General features: G+C 43.7%; 12 protein-coding genes. 10 read left to right on the forward strand and 2 right to left on the reverse strand.

The genetic code is table 11. The features are described 5' to 3' along the window. Positions 1-200: 200 nt before the first annotated feature. The 7 genes from glmU (at position 201) to HCJ96_RS12470 (ending at position 11,592) form a co-directional block, all read left to right on the forward strand. The gene (gene glmU, locus HCJ96_RS12440) at positions 201-1,568 is read left to right on the forward strand and encodes a bifunctional UDP-N-acetylglucosamine diphosphorylase/glucosamine-1-phosphate N-acetyltransferase GlmU (protein ID WP_169211387.1); all 1,368 of its coding nucleotides are present in this window, start codon (positions 201-203) and stop codon (positions 1,566-1,568) included. 18 nt (positions 1,569-1,586) lie between these two features. Continuing rightward, positions 1,587-2,615: a Gfo/Idh/MocA family protein gene (locus HCJ96_RS12445; RefSeq protein WP_169211388.1), complete on the forward strand. Its 1,029-nt coding sequence runs from the start codon at positions 1,587-1,589 to the stop codon at positions 2,613-2,615. An 88-nt stretch (positions 2,616-2,703) separates the two neighbouring features. After that, positions 2,704-3,474: a DeoR/GlpR family DNA-binding transcription regulator gene (locus HCJ96_RS12450; protein WP_169211389.1), complete on the forward strand. Its 771-nt coding sequence runs from the start codon at positions 2,704-2,706 to the stop codon at positions 3,472-3,474. Positions 3,475-3,483: 9 nt separating this feature from the next. Next, entirely contained in the window at positions 3,484-5,316 is a 1,833-nt protein-coding gene (glmS, locus tag HCJ96_RS12455; protein ID WP_169211390.1) for a glutamine--fructose-6-phosphate transaminase (isomerizing), read from the forward strand. A gap of 550 nt (positions 5,317-5,866) precedes the next feature. After that, positions 5,867-6,916 carry a DNA cytosine methyltransferase gene (locus tag HCJ96_RS12460; protein WP_211162811.1) on the forward strand — a complete coding sequence of 350 codons (1,050 nt, stop codon included), beginning with the start codon at positions 5,867-5,869 and terminating at the stop codon, positions 6,914-6,916. 31 nt (positions 6,917-6,947) lie between these two features. Further along, positions 6,948-9,932, forward strand: a complete 2,985-nt coding sequence (locus HCJ96_RS12465; protein ID WP_169211392.1) for an ATP-binding protein — start codon at positions 6,948-6,950, stop codon at positions 9,930-9,932. Further along, positions 9,916-11,592, forward strand: coding sequence for a response regulator receiver domain (locus HCJ96_RS12470; RefSeq protein WP_211162812.1), 1,677 nt, complete (start codon positions 9,916-9,918; stop codon positions 11,590-11,592). The genes HCJ96_RS12465 and HCJ96_RS12470 overlap by 17 nt, the downstream gene beginning before the upstream one ends. Positions 11,593-12,067: 475 nt before the next feature. On the opposite strand, the gene HCJ96_RS12475 is transcribed toward HCJ96_RS12470, so the two are convergent. Further along, entirely contained in the window at positions 12,068-13,717 is a 1,650-nt protein-coding gene (locus HCJ96_RS12475) for an amidohydrolase family protein (RefSeq protein WP_169211393.1), read from the reverse strand. Between the two features lie 798 nt (positions 13,718-14,515). Between HCJ96_RS12475 and HCJ96_RS12480 the strand changes: the two genes are divergently transcribed. Further along, complete coding sequence (locus tag HCJ96_RS12480) at positions 14,516-15,994, forward strand: bifunctional metallophosphatase/5'-nucleotidase (RefSeq protein WP_169211394.1); 1,479 nt, start codon at positions 14,516-14,518, stop codon at positions 15,992-15,994. Then, positions 15,987-17,675 carry a GGDEF domain-containing protein gene (locus HCJ96_RS16555; protein WP_169211395.1) on the forward strand — a complete coding sequence of 563 codons (1,689 nt, stop codon included), beginning with the start codon at positions 15,987-15,989 and terminating at the stop codon, positions 17,673-17,675. The genes HCJ96_RS12480 and HCJ96_RS16555 overlap by 8 nt, the downstream gene beginning before the upstream one ends. A gap of 28 nt (positions 17,676-17,703) precedes the next feature. Here HCJ96_RS16555 and HCJ96_RS12490 read toward each other — a convergent pair whose 3' ends face one another. Further along, the gene (locus HCJ96_RS12490; protein WP_169211396.1) at positions 17,704-18,450 is read right to left on the reverse strand and encodes a TrmH family RNA methyltransferase; all 747 of its coding nucleotides are present in this window, start codon (positions 18,448-18,450) and stop codon (positions 17,704-17,706) included. Between the two features lie 142 nt (positions 18,451-18,592). On the opposite strand from HCJ96_RS12490, the gene rlmE reads away from it, so the two are divergent. After that, positions 18,593-19,213 carry a 23S rRNA (uridine(2552)-2'-O)-methyltransferase RlmE gene (rlmE, locus tag HCJ96_RS12495; protein WP_169211397.1) on the forward strand — a complete coding sequence of 207 codons (621 nt, stop codon included), beginning with the start codon at positions 18,593-18,595 and terminating at the stop codon, positions 19,211-19,213. Positions 19,214-19,413 lie beyond the last annotated feature (200 nt).

A 19,413-nucleotide genomic window follows, 5' to 3' on the forward strand; every position in this document is an offset into this window, starting at 1 on the left:
CGTTCGTTGAACATTGCTTTACTTATTCCCTTTTGCATTTTAACTAAGTATACCTGTACGAAATTTAATCTTCCAGAAACCATTTTTGATCTTTTCTCGCTGTGCGAACAAATAATGCATTCATTCGCTGACTTAATCAGCTGCCTTCGTTAAACTGACTTTAATTTGTCTTTAAAAGTAATCTATACACAGGAAAAACTATGGCGTTTTCAGTAGTCATTTTGGCTGCAGGCAAGGGCACTCGCATGAAGTCATCCCTGCCTAAGGTTTTGCACAAAGTGGGTGGTATCCCAATGGTTCAACGTATTATCAATACTGTTGAAGCGATGTCCGCACAACAGGTTCATCTGGTGTACGGTCATGGTGGCGACCAGCTTAAAGAAGCCATTACCGGACAACACCTTAATTGGTGTTTGCAAGGGGAGCAACTAGGTACCGGTCATGCGGTTCAGCAGGCAGCAGAGCACCTTCAGGACGACGAAGACGTGATGATTCTGGTGGGTGACGCACCGTTAATTCAGCAACAGACGCTGGAACGCCTGGTGGCGGTGAAACGCGAATGTGACTTGGCGTTGTTAACCGTTGAGCTGGATGATCCAACCGGCATGGGCCGCATAATTCGTAATGGCGAGCAGATTACTGCCATTGTTGAGCACAAAGATGCCAGTGAAGCACAGCAGCGTATTCGTGAGATAAACACCGGAATGATGATTATGGGCGGCGCAGATTTGAAGCGTTGGCTCAACGCGTTGGGTAACGACAATGCCCAAGGTGAGTATTATCTAACCGATGTGATCGCCATGGCAGCACAGGAAGGTAAAGTCATTAAAGCTGCACAGCCTGACACGGCGGTTGAGGTTGAAGGTGTGAATAACCGCATGCATCTTGCCGGAATAGAGCGTGCGTTACAGCAACGTGAGGCGGTAACGCTGATGACGAACGGTGCGACGCTGGCCGATCCGGCACGAATTGATGTTCGCGGCCAAGTCACCACGGGGCAGGATGTCTTCATCGATGTTAACGTGGTTCTGCAAGGCTCGGTTAAAATTGGCCATAACGTGAGTATTGGTGCAAATTGTATATTGATAGATTGCGAAATTGGCGATAATACTGTCATTGAACCACAATCAGTTATTGAGGGTGCGCAGGTGGGCGAGGGTTGCACCGTAGGTCCCTTTGCACGCTTGCGACCCGGCGCGGTGATGAAAGCTAGTGCAAAAGTAGGTAATTTTGTTGAGATGAAAAAATCGGTCTTGGGAGAAGGTGCCAAAGCTAATCATCTTACTTACCTGGGGGATGCAGAAGTAGGCGCCAATGCGAACATCGGTGCAGGCACCATTACCTGCAATTACGATGGTGTAAACAAATCAAAAACCATCATCGGCGCGAATGCTTTTATTGGCTCTAACTCTTCACTGGTTGCACCGGTTAAGATTGGCGACGGTGCTACAGTCGGTGCGGGTTCGGTAATCACATCGGAGGTGCGTGACGATGCGTTAGCCGTTGCGCGTGGCAAACAACGAAACATCGAGGGTTGGAACCGACCCGAAAAAAAAGCTGAAAGCTAAAACCTAAAAGGAAGCAGCATGGCGATAAAAACATTAATTGTAGGTTTCGGCTATGCTGCACAAACCTTCCACCTTCCTTTTCTACGCTGTTTAAATGCGTTCAACGTGGACGCAGTGGTGTCTTCTGATGCCGCTAAAGTTAACGCTATTCTGCCAGAGTGCCGGGTGTATGGGGCGCTGGATGATGCCATTCATGCCCAGCATTTCGACCTGATCATTGTTACTACACCCAATCTGATGCATGGCCATCAAGCCAGAAAAGCCTTGGAAGCTAACAGTCACGTGCTGGTCGAAAAGCCATTTGTGCTGTCGGTGACAGAGGCCAACGAACTGGTAGCATTAGCTGAGTCCCGGCAACTCAAATTATGTGCGTTTCATAACCGCCGATTTGATGGCGATTTTATTACTGTTTGTCGCCTGTTAGCGTCTAATAAATTAGGTGACGTTAAACACATCGTTTCTCGATTTGATCGATTCCGACCACAGCCGAAAAACCGTTGGCGAGAAAATGCTGACGCCGGTAGCGGCATTTTCTGGGATCTCGGTCCTCATTTAATTGATCAGGCGGTAGCGTTGCTTGGCAAGCCTCAGAAGATAAGTGGGTATTTACACACGCAGCGAGAAAATGGTCAGTCAACGGACAACTTTGAACTGACGTTGCACTATCCGGATCTTAATTACCACGTGGGCAGTTCATGCTTTCAGGCCAACGAAACGTTGCGCTTTGAAGTACGCGGAACACAAGGTAGCTACCGCCAGTTTGGTCTTGACTCACAGGAAGACCAACTGAAAAACGGTATTTCCCCGTCTGCTGGTACCTTCGGGTTGGGAGCTAGGGAGGGTGAGTTATGTTCACAAAATGGTTGTGAGACAGTCACTCTCGAATCGGGACGTTACATTCAGTTTTACAAGCAACTGGCCTACGCCATAGACGGAGGCCAGCCTCCACCCATCAGCACCCATGACATGCTGGCCAGTGTCGAAATTTTAGCTGGTGTGGTGGCAGTGGCAGAAGCGAACGAGGGTCACGTTTTAATCACATCGTAATATATAACGTTAAATTCGCATAAAAAGCTTGCAATTCGTAATTAAAATATTACGATATCTTTCAAATCGAAACTTTATCTTTCGGGTTATGTTAAAAAGGAATACGCAACAGCGACGTCGTGCCATTGTCGAGCAGCTTCATACTGATGGCGAAGTGGCTGTTGACAAACTGGCGCAGCGATTATCTACCTCTGAAGTCACCATACGTAAAGACTTGTCTGAACTGGAACGTAGCGGTTTGTTGTTGCGTCGGTTTGGTGGTGCGGTGCGGATTCCTGCGGAAAACGAGACAGGTAATGAAACTACAGTTTCAAAACGTAAGTCTGAAATCGCGATTGCCGCAGCGCACCTGATCAAAGATCATCAACGGATCATTATTGATAGCGGAAGTACCACAGCAGCGCTGATGCCATTGCTATCGGCAAAGCGTGGTTTGGTCGTGATGACAAATTCTCTGCATGTGGCCACCACGCTATTAGAGTTAGAGAATGAGCCTCAGGTATTGATGACCGGCGGCACGTGGGATTCGCTCTCACATTCGTTTCAGGGCCAGATGGCTGAATCTATGTTGCAGGCCTACAATTTTGATATTGCCTTTCTAGGTGCGGCGGGACTTGATCTTAAACGGGGTACGACAACGTTTAATGAGTTGACATCATTAAGTCGTGTAATGGCAGAGGTATCGTCTAAAGTGGTAGTGATGGCAGAATCAGAAAAGCTTGCCCGCAAGATCCCAAATGTTGAATTACCCTGGTCATCCATTTCTACCTTGGTGACCGATAATGAAATTGATAACGAAGCAATCAAACAAATTAACGCGTACGGCGTGGATGTCATCCGCGCCGCGGTAAGTAATTAGGAGTCATGTATGTGCGGAATAGTGGGCGCAGTCGCCGAACGTAATGTAGTTGAAATTTTACTGGAAGGCTTAAAGCGCCTTGAATACCGTGGATACGATTCCGCCGGGGTGGCGCTGTTACAGCAGGATGGTTCGCTTAATCGCATTCGTCGCACTGGCAAGGTGCAGGAACTGGCTGATGCCGTTGCCCAGGGGAATGCGCTAGGCACAACGGGCATTGCTCACACACGCTGGGCTACCCATGGCGGCGTAACTGAAGCTAACGCCCACCCGCACTTTTCAGACGAACGCGTTGCCGTAGTGCACAACGGAATTATCGAAAACTATCAGCCGTTGCGCGAATCGCTAAGGAAGAAAGGCTACACCTTCACCAGCGACACTGACACCGAAACTATCGCTCATACCGTAAATGAAGAACTCAAAGCAGGTGTTTCGTTACTAAAAGCGGTGCAGAACTCGGTAAAACAATTTCACGGCGCTTATGGCACCGTCATAATGGATAGAGAAGACCCCTCTCGCGTGGTTGTTGCGCGTTCGGGTAGCCCGCTGGTTATTGGTCTGGGCTTAGGTGAAAACTTTATTGCGTCAGATCAAATGGCGTTGTTGCCAGTAACCCGACGTTTCATCTTCCTTGAGGAAGGCGACGTTGCAGAAATAACCCGTCGTGAAGTGACCGTGTTTGATAAAAATGGCGAACCGGTAGAGCGTGAAGTTATCGAGTCGAATATCGAGCACGATGCAGGCGATAAAGCGGGTTATCGTCATTACATGTTAAAAGAAATTCACGAGCAACCCACCGTGGTGCGTAATGCGCTGAAAGGTCGCCTAGGCGAAAAAGACATAGAAGCGGATATCTTTGGTGCCGGTGCCGAAGACGTTTTTGCCAAGGTAAAACACGTACAGATTATCGCCTGCGGCACTAGCTATCACGCAGGCATGACAGCCCGTTACTGGCTTGAGCAATACGCCAACGTGTCATGCGGCATCGAAATCGCGTCTGAGTTCAGGTACCGTAAATCAGTGGTCCACGAAAACAGCCTGCTGGTGACCATTTCTCAATCAGGCGAAACCGCTGATACACTGGCCGCATTGAGATTAGCGAAAGAATTAGGTTACATGTCCAGCCTGACAATCTGTAACGTGCCGGGTTCATCACTGGTACGTGAATCGGACCTGGCCTTTATGACCAAAGCCGGTGCAGAAATTGGTGTGGCGTCTACTAAAGCATTCACCACCCAGCTAACTGCATTCTTGATGCTGACCATTGCCTTGGGTAAACACAATGGATTAAGTGCCGAGCACAAAGACAACATCATAGCCGCGTTACACAGCTTACCGTCGAAACTTGAGGAAACCCTTGCCATTACCCAGGGTATCGAAGATTTGGCTGAAGAGTTTGCAGATAAAAACCACAGCCTGTTCCTGGGCCGCGGTGATCAATACCCGATAGCGATGGAAGGTGCGCTTAAGCTAAAAGAAATTTCTTACATCCACGCTGAAGCTTACGCCTCGGGTGAATTAAAGCACGGTCCGCTGGCCTTGATTGACGAAGAAATGCCGGTCATCGTAGTTGCACCCAACAACGAGTTATTGGAAAAGCTAAAATCAAACGTTGAAGAAGTACGCGCCCGCGGCGGGATCATGTATGTGTTTGCCGATAAAAATGCAAATTTCTTATCTGACGAAACTATGCGTGTAATCAACGTCCCTCACTGTGAAGCGCCCATCGCGCCGATCATCTACACCATCCCGCTACAACTGCTGTCTTATTACGTAGCGTTAATCAAGGGAACCGACGTAGATCAACCGCGTAACCTGGCTAAGTCAGTTACGGTTGAGTAGTTGTTAGCTCACGGCTTATTTGGTTTGTGAGTGAGTAATATAATTTCATACTTTGTTTTAAAGTGTCCTACTAAGTAAAATAGTATATTGCTAATAAAAGAAGCCGGTAACAATAGCCGGCTTCTTTTTACAAATGTCGCGGACTCAACCCCGAAGTTCCCCACACACAAAATTGAGCCGCGTCTCGTAACCGCATGAACACCATAGTTAGCTGTTTAAATCCTAGGGATTACCTTGGGCTCGCATTCATCGCACACTCAACGGCAGCAATTTGCTTGGCTGTCACTGTCAGAAAATCTGTTCCTTTACGGGTATAATACCGCAACAACCCATTGAAGATATCGAACAATACTTTTAATACCATATCAAAAATCCTGTAGGTATGAGCCACTCACATTTGACAATGTTTGTAGGAGGTTAAGCAGAATTTTTTTGAGGCGTAGCGTTAACTGCTAATCTTACTTTAAAAACTTATTTTTGTTACCATAATATGCTGGCGTCTTAATATTATTTTAGTATAATCTAAGTTTAGGGTAAGCATTTGATTGTAATGGATTTTTTCTCTGGTTGTGGAGGTGCGAGTCAAGGACTTCGCCAAGCTGGTTGTGATATTGTTTTAGGGTTGGATTTTGACAAGGATGCGGCAGCCTCCTACAGAGCTAATTTTCCTGAAGCAGCCTTCTTTGAAGGAGATATCCGAGAAATTCCAGAAGAGGATGTTTCTGCTGTCATTCGTGAAAGAAATCCAGATAATCAACCTCTCTTAATGGCCGCTTGTGCCCCTTGCCAACCTTTTTCATCTCAGAATAAATTTAAGTATGGAGAAGATGCCCGTAGAACTTTACTGGATGAGACTCACCGCTTCATTCATCGGTTATTACCTGATTATATCCTGATTGAAAATGTGCCTGGTATTCAAAAGGTCGATGAAAATGCCGAAGGTCCGTACAGAAGATTTATTTCACTTCTCACTGATTTGAATTATCAGTACAAAGCTTTTATAGCACGATCGGAAGATTACGGTGTTCCCCAAAAGAGAAAAAGATTTGTGCTTTTAGCAAGTCGGTTAGGCGAAATAAGTGAACCGTTGAAGACTCATGGAGATGGCCTAGAACCATATGCAACTGTCAGGGATTATATTGAAGGGTATTCAAAACTAGAAGCAGGCAGTACTTGTGCGTTGGATAAACTACATGTCTCCGCTGAAATGAAAGAAATTAATTTGACTCGAATCATGCACACGCCGGAAGGTGGTGATCGAAGAGACTGGCCGGAACATTTAGTAAACAAGTGTCACAAGAATTATAAGGGGCATACGGACACCTACGGGAGAATGAGTTGGCACTTACCGGCACCCACCTTAACTACTAAATGTCATAGCTACTCAAATGGCAGGTTTGGACATCCTGATATTAAACAAAACAGGGCCATAAGTATTAGAGAAGCGTCTAGATTACAGACCTTTCCAGACAACTATGTATTCCATGGTTCTTTAGGGTCAATGGCGAGACAAATAGGTAACGCAGTCCCATGCCGTTTGGCAGAGAGTTTTGGAATCTCTGCTAACCTACATTATCAAAACTACTTAGATATGGATTAGGGATACTATCTTAAAAAAGTTGAACAAAGTTATGGCTAATTTTAAAACTAGAGCACGAGCCTTAGATTTACTAGGGCGTCAACAAATAGCAGGTATACCAACCGCTATAAACGAATTGTTAAAAAACGCACATGACGCCTATGCTGATCGAGTTGATATTGACTACTTCAGAATGAGAGATCTCTTCATTTTGAGAGACGATGGTATGGGAATGACCAAAAGGGAATTTCAGGAACGTTGGCTGACTTTAGGCACGGAGTCGAAAGTTAAGCACCGAAAATCCTTGAAGCCACGAGTCGATGAGACCAAATCTCCTAGAATTTCTATGGGCGAAAAAGGAATTGGAAGACTCGCAATAGCATCCATTGGCAAACAAGTATTAATCGTGACCAAAGCTAAAAATATAGAAGGGATAACCGTTGCCTTAATTAACTGGCAATTGTTTGAAATTCCTGGCTTGAATTTAGAAGATATAGCGATTCCCGTCCAAGAGTTCAAAAGGTTTCCTGAAAAGTCAGATATTGATTCTATGAAAGAGCAGATAATTCAATCACTGACTAAGCTCAAGGATTCTGATGAGTTAAGCCAAGGCGAATATGCGGAAATAAAATCTACAATTGAGAAGTTCGATATTTGTCCTAAAAAGTTTAATAATAAGCTTATCGGGAAATTCCCTTGGGAAAAACCTGAAGAGGGGGGAACATTTTTTTATATATCTTCTGTTGATGATATTTTGCATTCGGATATAGATGGAAACTCCAAAGCCGGTGAAGCGACGAAAATAGAAAAGATGCTTATGGGCTTCCACGATACTATGACGCCAAAGCATCCGGCACCTTTGTTAGAAATCGTTTTCCGCGATTACCGTAGTGATGACCATGAATATAAAGACCTTATAGACAAGCAGGAATTCTTTTCAGTAGATGACTTTGAGCTCGCTGATCATCATTTTGAAGGGAATTTTGATGAATTTGGCCAGTTTAAAGGAATGGTAAAAATATACAGAGAGAAAACTTTTGACCATATTGTGAACTGGAGAGGTAACAATTTTAATCCAACTAGGTGTGGTCCATTTTCTATAAACTTTGCTTATCTTCAAGGCGTACAGAAAGAATCGATAGTTGATGCTGTAAACCATGCACAAATTTACGCTAAATCTAAGAAATTTGGTGGATTATATGTCTATAAAGATAATATCAGAATATTGCCTTACGGAGATTCGGACTACGATTATTTGGAAATAGAAAAGCGCAGAAACCAGTGGTTTGGTTATTTTTTTTCATATAGGAGAATGTTTGGAGTTATAAGGCTTTCTGAAGAATTTAACAGTGAGCTAAAAGAAAAAGCTGGGCGAGAAGGCTTTATAGAAAATAAAGCATATCGACAGTTAAGGGAAATATTAAAGAACTTCTTTACTCAACTAGCTGGTGATTTCTTTTCTACAGATGAAAGTTCCCCTTCACCTAAAGCTGAAATATGGCGAGCGAAACGCAACGAAATCAAGCAGTCCTATAAGGCTTTAGAGGAAAGAGAAAAGAAAGCTAAAGAGAGAAAGAAAAAGTTTGAGGATGCTTTAAATAGTTTCTTCATATCTCAAAAAGAAGATTCACTTCCTGAAACCATTGATAAGCTTTTGAAAGATATTAATCTTGATGTGAAAAGTATATATTCTGAAAAAGATCATGACATTGCGAGTCAAAAATTACTAGATATTGAGTCACGCTCTAGACAGAAAATCGACAATTTTAGAAAGTCACTTATGATTCCCGCACCAAGAGGTTTTTATATCAAAGGTGAGCTCAAGCGTGACTATGAGACTTACATGGAAGAAATGGAGCGTTTGGACAGTATAGTTTTTAGTGATGCTTATAAAAAAATCGATGAAATCGTCGAATTCACAATTTCTGACTTAGCCATATCTATTAGTAAGCGTAGGAGATTGGAGCAAGCAGTTGAGAGCATTTCAGATCAAGCAAAACAGATTAATGTTGAAAAACGTAAAAGTGTTACCGAATCAGTCACTGATATAAACAAAAGAGTAAAAAGCTTAACTAGTGAATTAATGATCGATTTAGATGATCAAATCAGACTTGTAAAAGACAAGTTCAAAACTGTTTCTATATCTAGTGAAAAAGATATCGATTTAGTTGCCACACGTAACTCTTTATCTGCTGAGATTAACTCTGTTTCCGAAAGAAATACAGCTATTTTAGATGCTCTCATTAGGCAGCTTGAGGGTATTTATTGGGAAAAGGATGCGAATAATAATTATATAACTAACGAGCAAATCACAAACGCACTAGGAGACGAGCTTGAAGAGTTGAAAGAGAGAGTTCACACCGATGTAGAGTTGAGCCAGCTCGGGCTTGCGGTAAGCGTGATTCACCATGAATTCAATAGTACAGTGCGTTCTGTACGCGCTAGTTTAAGAGATCTTAAAGCTTGGTCAGATGTCAATGAACAGCTCGAGGGGGTGTACAATAATATAAAAATCAACTTTGAACACCTTGATGGCTATTTAAATTTGTTTACACCTCTTAATCGGCGATTAAATAGAAAAGCTGAAGATATAAAATTACTTGAGGTTAAGACTTTTCTTATTGACTTATTTAAAAGTCGTATGGAAAGACATAATATAACATTTAAACATACCCGAGGTTTCGCCCGCGCAAAATTAAGGGGCTATCGTTCCTCATTCTATCCCGTATTTGTCAATGTAATCGATAATGCTATTTACTGGTTGAATGATAGCGGTGAAAAAGAAAAGGTCATTCGTTTACACGCAGATAAAGACAATAATATTTATATTTCTAATAATGGCGTTGGGATTGCTATCCAAGACAGAAAAAAAATATTTGAACTTGGATTCACCCGTAAAGAGAATGGCAGAGGGATGGGATTACATATTAGCAATGAGGTTTTAGAGTCTGTAGGGTATAAGCTAGAGCTTGATGAACCACGAGAAGGCTCAAATGTTACGTTTAAAATAGCAGTGGCGAATGAAAATAATGGATGATTTTTCAAGACATTCTGAAATTATAGCTAACAACTTTATTCAGAGCATAATTTTTGTAGATGATAAAGCATATTCAACAGACGGGCATAGAGATCAGCATGAATTCGATGCTCAGTCTATCACGCGAGTGTTTTCCGAAAATGGAAAAATATGCGCTGTTTATAGGCCTATAGTTGAAAGCGATGTTGAAGTGCTTAGTGAAGTAGCCAAGAAATCTGATGTGGCCGTGCTTGATTGGCAAATTATTTTGGACGACGTGCCGATTGAGGACGGTGACTATGATGATGAGGCCGATGATGATGATGATGATGTTCGAGGTATTTATACCAAGCGTATCATCCGGTCACTGGTCTCTGCTTCTGAATGTGAATACAGTATCAAATTGATAATCGTATACACTGGCGAGACAGATCTTCAATACATAGCGACAGAAATTAATGCTTCTTTAAAAGAAGGAGATATAGAGAACTTTTCTATTTGCGATTCAGATCCATTCACTATAATTTCAGATAGCTGCAAAATTATGGTTGTCGGAAAATCAAATAGCGCGAATGGAAGGGCAAAGCATAATCCAGCATTAAGAGGGAAGATTATATCCTACGACGAGCTACCAAGCTTTATTTCCAAAGAATTTTCAGCAATGACAGCTGGGTTGCTTTCTAACTTTGCTATGGAATCACTTACGGAAATTCGACAGAATTTTCATCATATTGTGCGTAAATTTTCTAGAGAGCTTGATGCTGCTTATTTAGCTCACCAGGTTTTACTCCCAAATACCGATGATGCGAATGAGCTTTTGGTTGAACTAATAGGCGATACCTTTACTTCCCTGCTTCGATACAAGCAACTTAACCGGACTATCGATAAAAGCTATATTGAAAAATGGCTTAAAGATAACGTCACCGAAAAGTCAAAGTTATTGCTTAAAAACGATGGTAGTGAAGATAAATTCGAGTATTCTAGAACTCATTCAGTTTTGTTAAAGCTTCTGGGATCTAATCCCGATGTGGTTGACAAATTTGTTCAGGCGATTGGAAATGTAAAGAATGTAAAAGCTGATAATAGTGAGCAGGCTTTATCTAAAAGTAATGCTAGAACGTTATCATCTAAGTATGCAATTACTTTGTTTACTGATGTTGAAAAGTATGAAGAGATAAACAAGCAGTTTGCCAACCTTTGCTATCATAGGCATGCTTTTATACATACAAGTTATCTGCCGAGCCTATCTTTAGGTACGGTTGTTAAGAGCACATCAGAAGAGGGAAAGTATTATGTATGTATCCAGCAGCGATGTGATTCAGTTCGACTTAAAGATTTCGAAAGCAGACGCTTTCTATTTATTTCTCTTTCTGAGATAGATGAAGGGGGAGGGTTTAACTTTTTGACTCCAGATGGAACGAAACTCAAAATTGATAAGGGAACATTTGCTTTAAGAACTGTTAAGTTTAATGGTTTCAATGGTATTGTGATAGCAAAGTATTGTGAAAGAACAGAAAAAAAATATTTTGAGCCATCTCATTTCTGCGATGAGATACCAGAAAAATTTGAGTTCATTGTTGAATTGAAAGAATTGTATGCTCAACGAATAGCAGAAGAATATAGCGCAGGATTATCTAGAGTCGGTCTCGATGAACCAGAGTGGGTAAGATTGCTGAATTGAGTAAGTATTTGCTAAAAAATTACTTTATAAGGGAAAATATTCTTCCTTGACGTTCCAGCTTGTACCTACGAGGTAGTTCATAGTTTTTTTCATTTGCTATGAAAATTATTCTATTGGATATTTCGGGACAATCAGTAATAGAATGGCACTTTATTACTAAAGATATACATTGAAACAGAGTTTATTTTTTAGCATCGTTTTTTAACTACCACGATTCAGTATCTGTAGAGAGTAACTGTGTGAAAATTTATTACTCTCCCACAGGATTATGGGAGGGTAATAAGGTGTCATGCCCTCCCATATTTCTTGAGCTCAAAGCGGCCGTCGGCGTTGCGTAGAGGATTATCTGCTGTAGAAATTGAATTGCCTCCACAGCTACATTGACAAAGAACCGTCATTGCATTCACCAGAATGAGCGCAGACCGCAACCTCCAAAACACAATGCAATACCAATTCAATTCGCAGAAATCGCATCTTATTCAGACTGATACATGATATTTCCATCTATAACCGTCATTAACACCTTGGTGTTTCTTATGTCTTCCGGTGCCATATTGAACAGATTTTGATCAAGCACTACAAAGTCTGCGAACTTGCCAACTTCAATTGAACCTATCTGGTCTTCCATGCCAACAGCCCATGCATTGTTGATGGTATAAGCTGTTAACGCGTCTTCAACACTAATTTTCTGCCCTGGGATCCAGCCTTGAGGGTTTTCGCCATCGAGTGTGCGCCGCGTGACCGCGGCATAAATTCCCGCTATAGGATCAAGCGGCGCCACGTTCCAGTCAGAACCAAACGTAATCCGCGTCCCGGTTTCCTTTAAAGAGCGAAAGGCATAAGTGCCTGTTAAGCGTTGCTTACCAATTCGTTTCTCAGCCCAGCGGCCATCATCAATAGCGTGGTAAGGTTGCATTGAAGCGACAGCGCCTAAAGCAGAAAAACGCGCTACTGCGTCCTGGCTTAGGTGTTGAGCGTGTTCAATCCTGGGTCGTACCGGAGGGGGTTTAAGTTTACTAAAAATATCCAGGACAGCATCATTCGCGCGATCGCCAATGGCGTGGATAGCCAGCTGTAACCCAAGGTTATTTGCTTCTTCAATTGCGCTTTCTAATTTAGCGATAGGCTGAATGGGCATTCCACTGTTCGACGGGTCATCGCTATAAGGATGATAAAGCCAGGCTGAGCGGCTACCTAACGAGCCATCAGTCATTGCCTTTACACCGGGCCACGAAAGCCAACTGTCACCTTTGCCATCTGCGGCAATAATGTCAGCTAATTTTTGTCTATCTTTAAGCGGCACATAGATAACCGCCCTAAGGGTCTGGGTTCCATTCTTATTGGCACGTTTAAATAAGTTGTATTCGCGCCAGCCCGCGTCTTCCAGCACATTGGGTATGCTGTGAATTTGGGTAAGACCGTGTTTCAGCGCATGCTTCATCCCTATAGCAAGCAACCTGTCTTCTTCATCTTGTGTGGTCTTTGGCATTACTTTAAACACCGCTTCCATTGCTGCATCTTTTAGCACGCCAGTAGGCACACCATCTTTATCCCGCACAATTTTGCCACCGACTGGATCGGGTGTTTTATCATCAATTCCTGCCAACGCTAATGCTTTACTGTTTACCAGTGCAGAATGACTGTCCACTCGCATCAGCAGTAAGGGGTGATCTTTGGTGACGTTGTCGACCCAATGCCGGTTTGGTTGGGTACCACCCCAATTTGTTTCATCCCATTTTCCACCGGTGATCCATTCCCCCTCATTTATCTTGGTAACGTGCGAAGCTATTCGATTAACAAAATCTTCTTTTGATGTCGCGCCCAGTGTGGATACGGACACAAGACCTTCTACGCCAGTCATAAAATGAGTGTGATTATCAATCAGCCCAGGAACGATAAGTGCTCCATCCGTTTGATTCACCTTGCCAGTAAAGCCACTCAATAATGTCTTGTCGCCAACATTAACAATGCGCTTATTATCAGTAATGATCACTTCTGCCCAAGGTTGCTTGGGGTTGCCAGTCCAAATTTTTTCTCCGACCCACGCTACCTGACTGTTGACGGTGAAAGTGAGTAGCGAAAAAAGTAACCCGACTGTAAAGTTGATTTTGTTAACGTATCTCACTTCCTTGCTCCTTTTCTCGAATTAGCAAAGTTAAATCTAGCTGGTTTTTCTAAGAGCGCATGTGCCTAAAGAGGGTTCACTTAGTGGTTTTTATCCCAAAAACTGTGATGACGCTACAACCTACTATTTCACAACATAGATGCATTTCACATTAACTTCTAGGCCCCTGGATCAACTAACAAAATTCTAGCTACCCATTTTCATCTCTGAACGGGCCAGTAATTGTAATTGGAGGTTGCGGTCTTCGCCTAATAGGGGAAGGACAATCAAATCAATTTGGTTCAGAACTATTTTCTCCTTTTGCTAATTTCCACGTCCATTGATTTGCCAAACACGCTGATAAAATGGCGCTCGAGGTAGTAATTAAGGCGTGATCGGTAATCGAAAAAGCCCAAAAAATGCTATTACTAAAGGCTACGGATAGCAGAACCGATGCATTGATCAGAATGGCGTTTTTGATTTTTATGGTCATCTTTTTTTACGTTTGTTTATGTATTCGTCACCAACTTAAACGAGATCGAGCAAAACGAAATCGTCCGGAAGTACAGATTATAAGATGCGTTGAGCCATGTTAGCCGTTCATGCATGTATCTAAACGACATAAGCGGGCAACTAACATTGTTTGTTCCGTCCATGCAGCGAACCGCACGATTAAAAACTCAATGATTTAATTCGAATAATCCACACTTCTCTTTGCAACCCAGTCAATAGACGTTAATAATTAGCGGAAACTCACGTTATCAAAAAAGTAGTTCGTTGAACCTTAAGTTATCTTCGCTTCGCTTCTGTACACTTATCATGCTAATCACATTAGTGGCTAGCGCGTGGGCAGATGAAAAAAACATTACCTTTGTTTTTACTGCTGACATGCCGGTAGTGGGTGACGAACGCAAAGGCGCGTATTCGAGGCTGGCAACGCTGCTCAAAGAAGTCCGAGCGCAGGAAACTGAGACAGCGTTTTTGTTTGGTGGCGCTAGTTTAGGACCTAGTCCCATGTCCGGTTTCGATCGCGGCGCGCATATTATTGATGTACTCAACAGCCTTGAGCCCGATGCCATGGGCGTGAGTCAACGAGAATTCAGTTATTACGAAGACGAACTTTCGTTACGCGCGTTTGAAGCGGGATTCCCAATGGTCGCCAGTAACCTTTTTGACCCTCTTGTTCGCAGTACGCCTACCGGCTTAGTCGACCGTGTTTTGATAGAAAAAGGTAATCTATCGATTGGCATAGTAAGTGTAGTGGATCCTTCAGTAACAGAGGAATATCCGCTTGAACGTGCACAGGTTATAGACCCCAGCGAGCAAGTTAAGGTGAAAGCGTTACAACTAAGGGCATCCGGCGCGCAATTAGTTGTTTTACTTTACTCTCACCCGTCACTTTTTGTTAAAAAGCAACTGGAACAGGGTGTTATCGATTTGGCTTTTCTTACCGATCCTGACTTAGATATCCGGAGTGAGGAAACGGTGTGGTCGCACCCAAGAAATGTGCTGTTAAGTCGGTATGCCCAGGCCGCTGTGGTAAGTTGCTCGTTAAATGAAAATGAATCAGAACGTCTGACAATAGAATCTAAATTGCTTAATCTGGACCAATTTGCTCCTGATCCGGAAGTTGTTGCGCAAACCACCGGTTATAGTATGCGGTTGAATCGGTTACTGGATGAACAAATTAGTCAGCTAAAAGCCCCCATGGATACAAGCAGAAAAGCGGTACGCTCTGGAGAGAATGCATTTGCAAATCTACTGACTGATGCGATCAAAAGTTTCACTCAGGCTGATGTTGTATTGTTGAATGGGGGGATAATTCGAGCTGAAAAATACTATCAGGAGGGAGAGTTAATCACCCGCGGTGATATTTTCCAGGAACTGCCTTTCAGAAATAAAGTGGCAACACTGGACATCAAAGGAAAAGTTATCATACAAGCGTTGGAGAACGGGCTGAGTATGTTGGAATCGCTGGAAGGACGTTTTCCTCATGTCGCCGGTATGCAGGTTACCTACGACAGCAGGTTACCTGCTAAAGAACGCGTATTGAAGGTAACCATTGACGGCGAGCCCATCGCGCCGGAAAAGAATTATCTGTTGGCCACCACCCAGTATCTCGCTGAGGGTGGGGATGGATATTGGATGTTTAAGGAGCGGGAAGGTGAGTCCGGAAATACTAAGTTTCCTCCATTGCTGTCAGATATCGTGATCACTAATATGAGACAGCAAGGGCAAATCAATCCGCAAATTGAGAATAGAATGGTTGATGTTGCCAAAAGGAAGCCTGGTGAGTAACACGAAAGCTTCTGCTACCACAAAAGCCAATGCGTCATGGTTGAGGGGCAAAAGAGTCCCGCTGTCCGCGGTCTTTTTAGTCTCAATATCGACCATTATCTTTCTATTCTTTCTGGTCTCGATGCTGGCGTTTTTCCGCTTGCAAAGCTTTAGCGACATTCTTACCGAACTTACTGAAGAATCAGTACCGTCACTGGCAATTTCAGGACGAATTTTTGGCAAGGTAAATCAGTTAACCTACCTCACTGAGGGGTTAACCCGCGCGCAGAACGAAGTAGTCAGGCGGGTCTTGTACACGCAGCTTCAGGAGCAGGTGGCTGATCTTCAAGTGCTGGCGGTTGATCCCAACGCCGACCCCGCATTACTGGCCCACATTCAGGGGTTGGATCTGGAAATAAGTGAGTTAAACCAGTTGGTAAAGAGTCGTTTGGAAACAGAAGCGACAATTCAGAAAACACTCGACTCGGTATACCAACTCTACAATGCCGTAACAGTATCGCAGTCAGAACAGGCAGACGAAGATCAAATAATCGACAACACCAATTGGAAAAATGTGTTCGCCGATGTGGTTGCAATGGCCTCAAGGGTCGCAACATTGGACCGGCTCGCAGAAATCAGGCAGACCGAAAGAAGGCTTGAGGAACAACTCGGAGAACTAAGTGAACTGATTCTGGTTTTACCCGAAAGCCAGCAATCGGCAGCTGATACACAACTACAGGCTTTGCAGGAACTAATCATTACCAAAACAGGTCTGGTTGCCCAAAAAATTAGTCACCTTCGCACGAAGGGACGCGCCACAGGCCGTGGTAATTTCGTACGAAATTTTATTCTCGATTATGCAGGAATGTCTGAGTACAGAGCTTACCAGCTTACGGAAGACACGCTGGCAAAATCGAAACGCACCACCACGCTGGTAAAAAATCAGATCAACATACTAGGGACGATCAGCGTGATCGCAATTCTAATCTTGATCGTGGTAATTTATGTGATTCAGTCGAGAATTGTCACTCGTCTGGAAAAACTAAATGACTTCGTCCGTGACCGTCTAGCCGGGCGTGATACCCGTTTTGCTATTTCGGGTAACGACGAGATTTCAGATATCGCCAAATCATTTGAGACCTTTGCCCATACCATCGAAGAGCAAAAACAAATATTAGAAGACATGTCACTGTCAGATGGGCTAACTGGCGTGGCAAATCGGCGTGCATTCGACAAGCGTATTGATCATGATATTCAACTGGCAGTACGGCATCAGTGGCCTATTACGGTAATCTTGTTTGACGTTGATCATTTTAAGCTTTACAACGATTCTTATGGTCACGCCGTGGGGGATGAGTGTTTAAAGGAGCTGGCAACTGCTATCAAAAATGTAATGAGACGAGAGCAGGATTTTTTCGCCCGCTATGGTGGAGAAGAGTTTGTGTGTGTTCTGTCTGACACAGATTTAGCCGGCGCTAAAACGGTTTCTAATACAATTCTGGAGGCCATCCGCAATCAGGCCATTCCGCATATTAAAAGTCCCATATCCGAGCACGTCACCGTCAGTGTGGGTTCAGTCACTGCCCGTCCGTCAAAAGACAGGATAACATCACCGATTGAGTTACTGAAAAGGGCTGATGAAGCCTTGTATGAGGCGAAAGAGCGTGGTCGCAACAGGCAAGTCAACGTACAGATAGAGTGAAACAAGGGGTAAGCAATTTTTTAACACGCTACCGCGTCGACAACTGAAACGCGCACATACTTAATGCACTGGCGACATTCAGCGATTCGATATCTCCTTTGCCCTTAATGGTAAAAGCTTTGGCATTAACCTCAGACAAGGTGCTTTGCGGCACGCCTCGGGCTTCATTGCCAAACAGGTAGCAGGCGTATTGGGTAAACTCTGATTGGGTAATAGAGCTACCGTGCAAATCCAGATAAGCAAACGAATCAAATCGCGCAGCGAGTGAATCTATCGGTACATCTTGTTCGAGGGGTAAATGAAAGATGGCTCCCATACTTGCTCGAATGACTTTAGGGTTATATGGATCGACACTGTTCGGGCTTAGCAATAGTCTGAAATTACCAAACCAGGCAAGCGTGCGCATGATGGTGCCTAAATTACCGGGATCTTGAATTTCATGCAGATAGATACATTTTTCGACGCCGCTGAACCGTGTTGGATCCACCTGCGCTGCCGATAAAGGGACACAGGCGATAATACCCTGAGGGGATTTGGTGTCACTGAGCTGCATCATTTGTTTTTTTGATACCAGAGTAACTGGCCATTGGTTGGCACGTTGCTGTGCCCATTGCTGATACTCTTCAGTAACATAAATTCGAGTCGCACGACGTATAGCAGGCTGTTTGACCGCATTAAATAATTCCAGCACCAGATGTTCGCCCTCAACAAGAAAATACCCTGATTGGTTCCGGTATTTTTTATGATGTAGTTTCTTTACATCGTCCAATTTCATGTTGAAGCTCTAAGTCACTGTTTGCGAAAGGGTGTAACCAGATTGTATCGGTTAATAGTCTTAAAGTCAGGCGAATTGGTAAATCACCTGCTGGAATACTACAATATGCACCGATTTGAAGAGCACACAGCAGATTGAGCGAATGGCAAAGTCAAAAACCAGCAAAAAATGGATGGACGAGCACGTTAACGACCCTTATGTAAAAAAGGCGCAAATTGACGGATATCGCTCCAGAGCAAGCTACAAGCTGATTGAAATTAACGACAAAGACAAATTGTTCCGTCCCGGCGACGTGGTAATGGATCTGGGCTCTGCGCCGGGTGGCTGGTCGCAAATCGTTGCCCCCATCGTTGGACAGGCTGGTCGCGTTATCGCGTCAGACATTCTGCCCATGGACAGCATCATTGGCGTGGATTTTATACAGGGCGATTTTACCGAAGAAGCGGTCTACGACCAGATTTTGCAAATGCTGAATGGAGCCAGCGTGGATACCGTAATCTCCGACATGGCACCCAATTTAAGTGGCGTTAATACCACCGACCAGTATGCCTCAATGTATTTGGTAGAACTGGCACTGGACATGGCCCGAAATGTCCTGAAACCCGGCGGCAGCTTTTGTGCAAAAGTGTTTCAGGGCGTAGGATATGATGAATACATGAAGGATGTTCGCAGCTCGTTTGATAAGGTGATTATACGCAAACCGGCGGCTTCACGACCTCGCTCAAGAGAGGTCTATATTGTCGGCAAAGGATTTAAGGCATAGCATAGAAAAAAGGGGCACCAGGGCCCCAAGCTCGGTCCAGGGATTAGACCAGGAAAGCCGGAACAAACCAATAGCAGTAAAACTAATGTGAATCGTGTGTTTGCTCCAGAGTGGATACACAAACGGCACAGACGACGTTATAAAATGGTGTGATGGGTTGGTGAGCGGTTGAACTTTCTTTGCTTGATACTTAGCGGTTG

The sequence above is a fragment of the Alteromonas ponticola genome, assembly GCF_012911815.1.
GTDB lineage: Bacteria > Pseudomonadota > Gammaproteobacteria > Enterobacterales > Alteromonadaceae > Alteromonas > Alteromonas ponticola.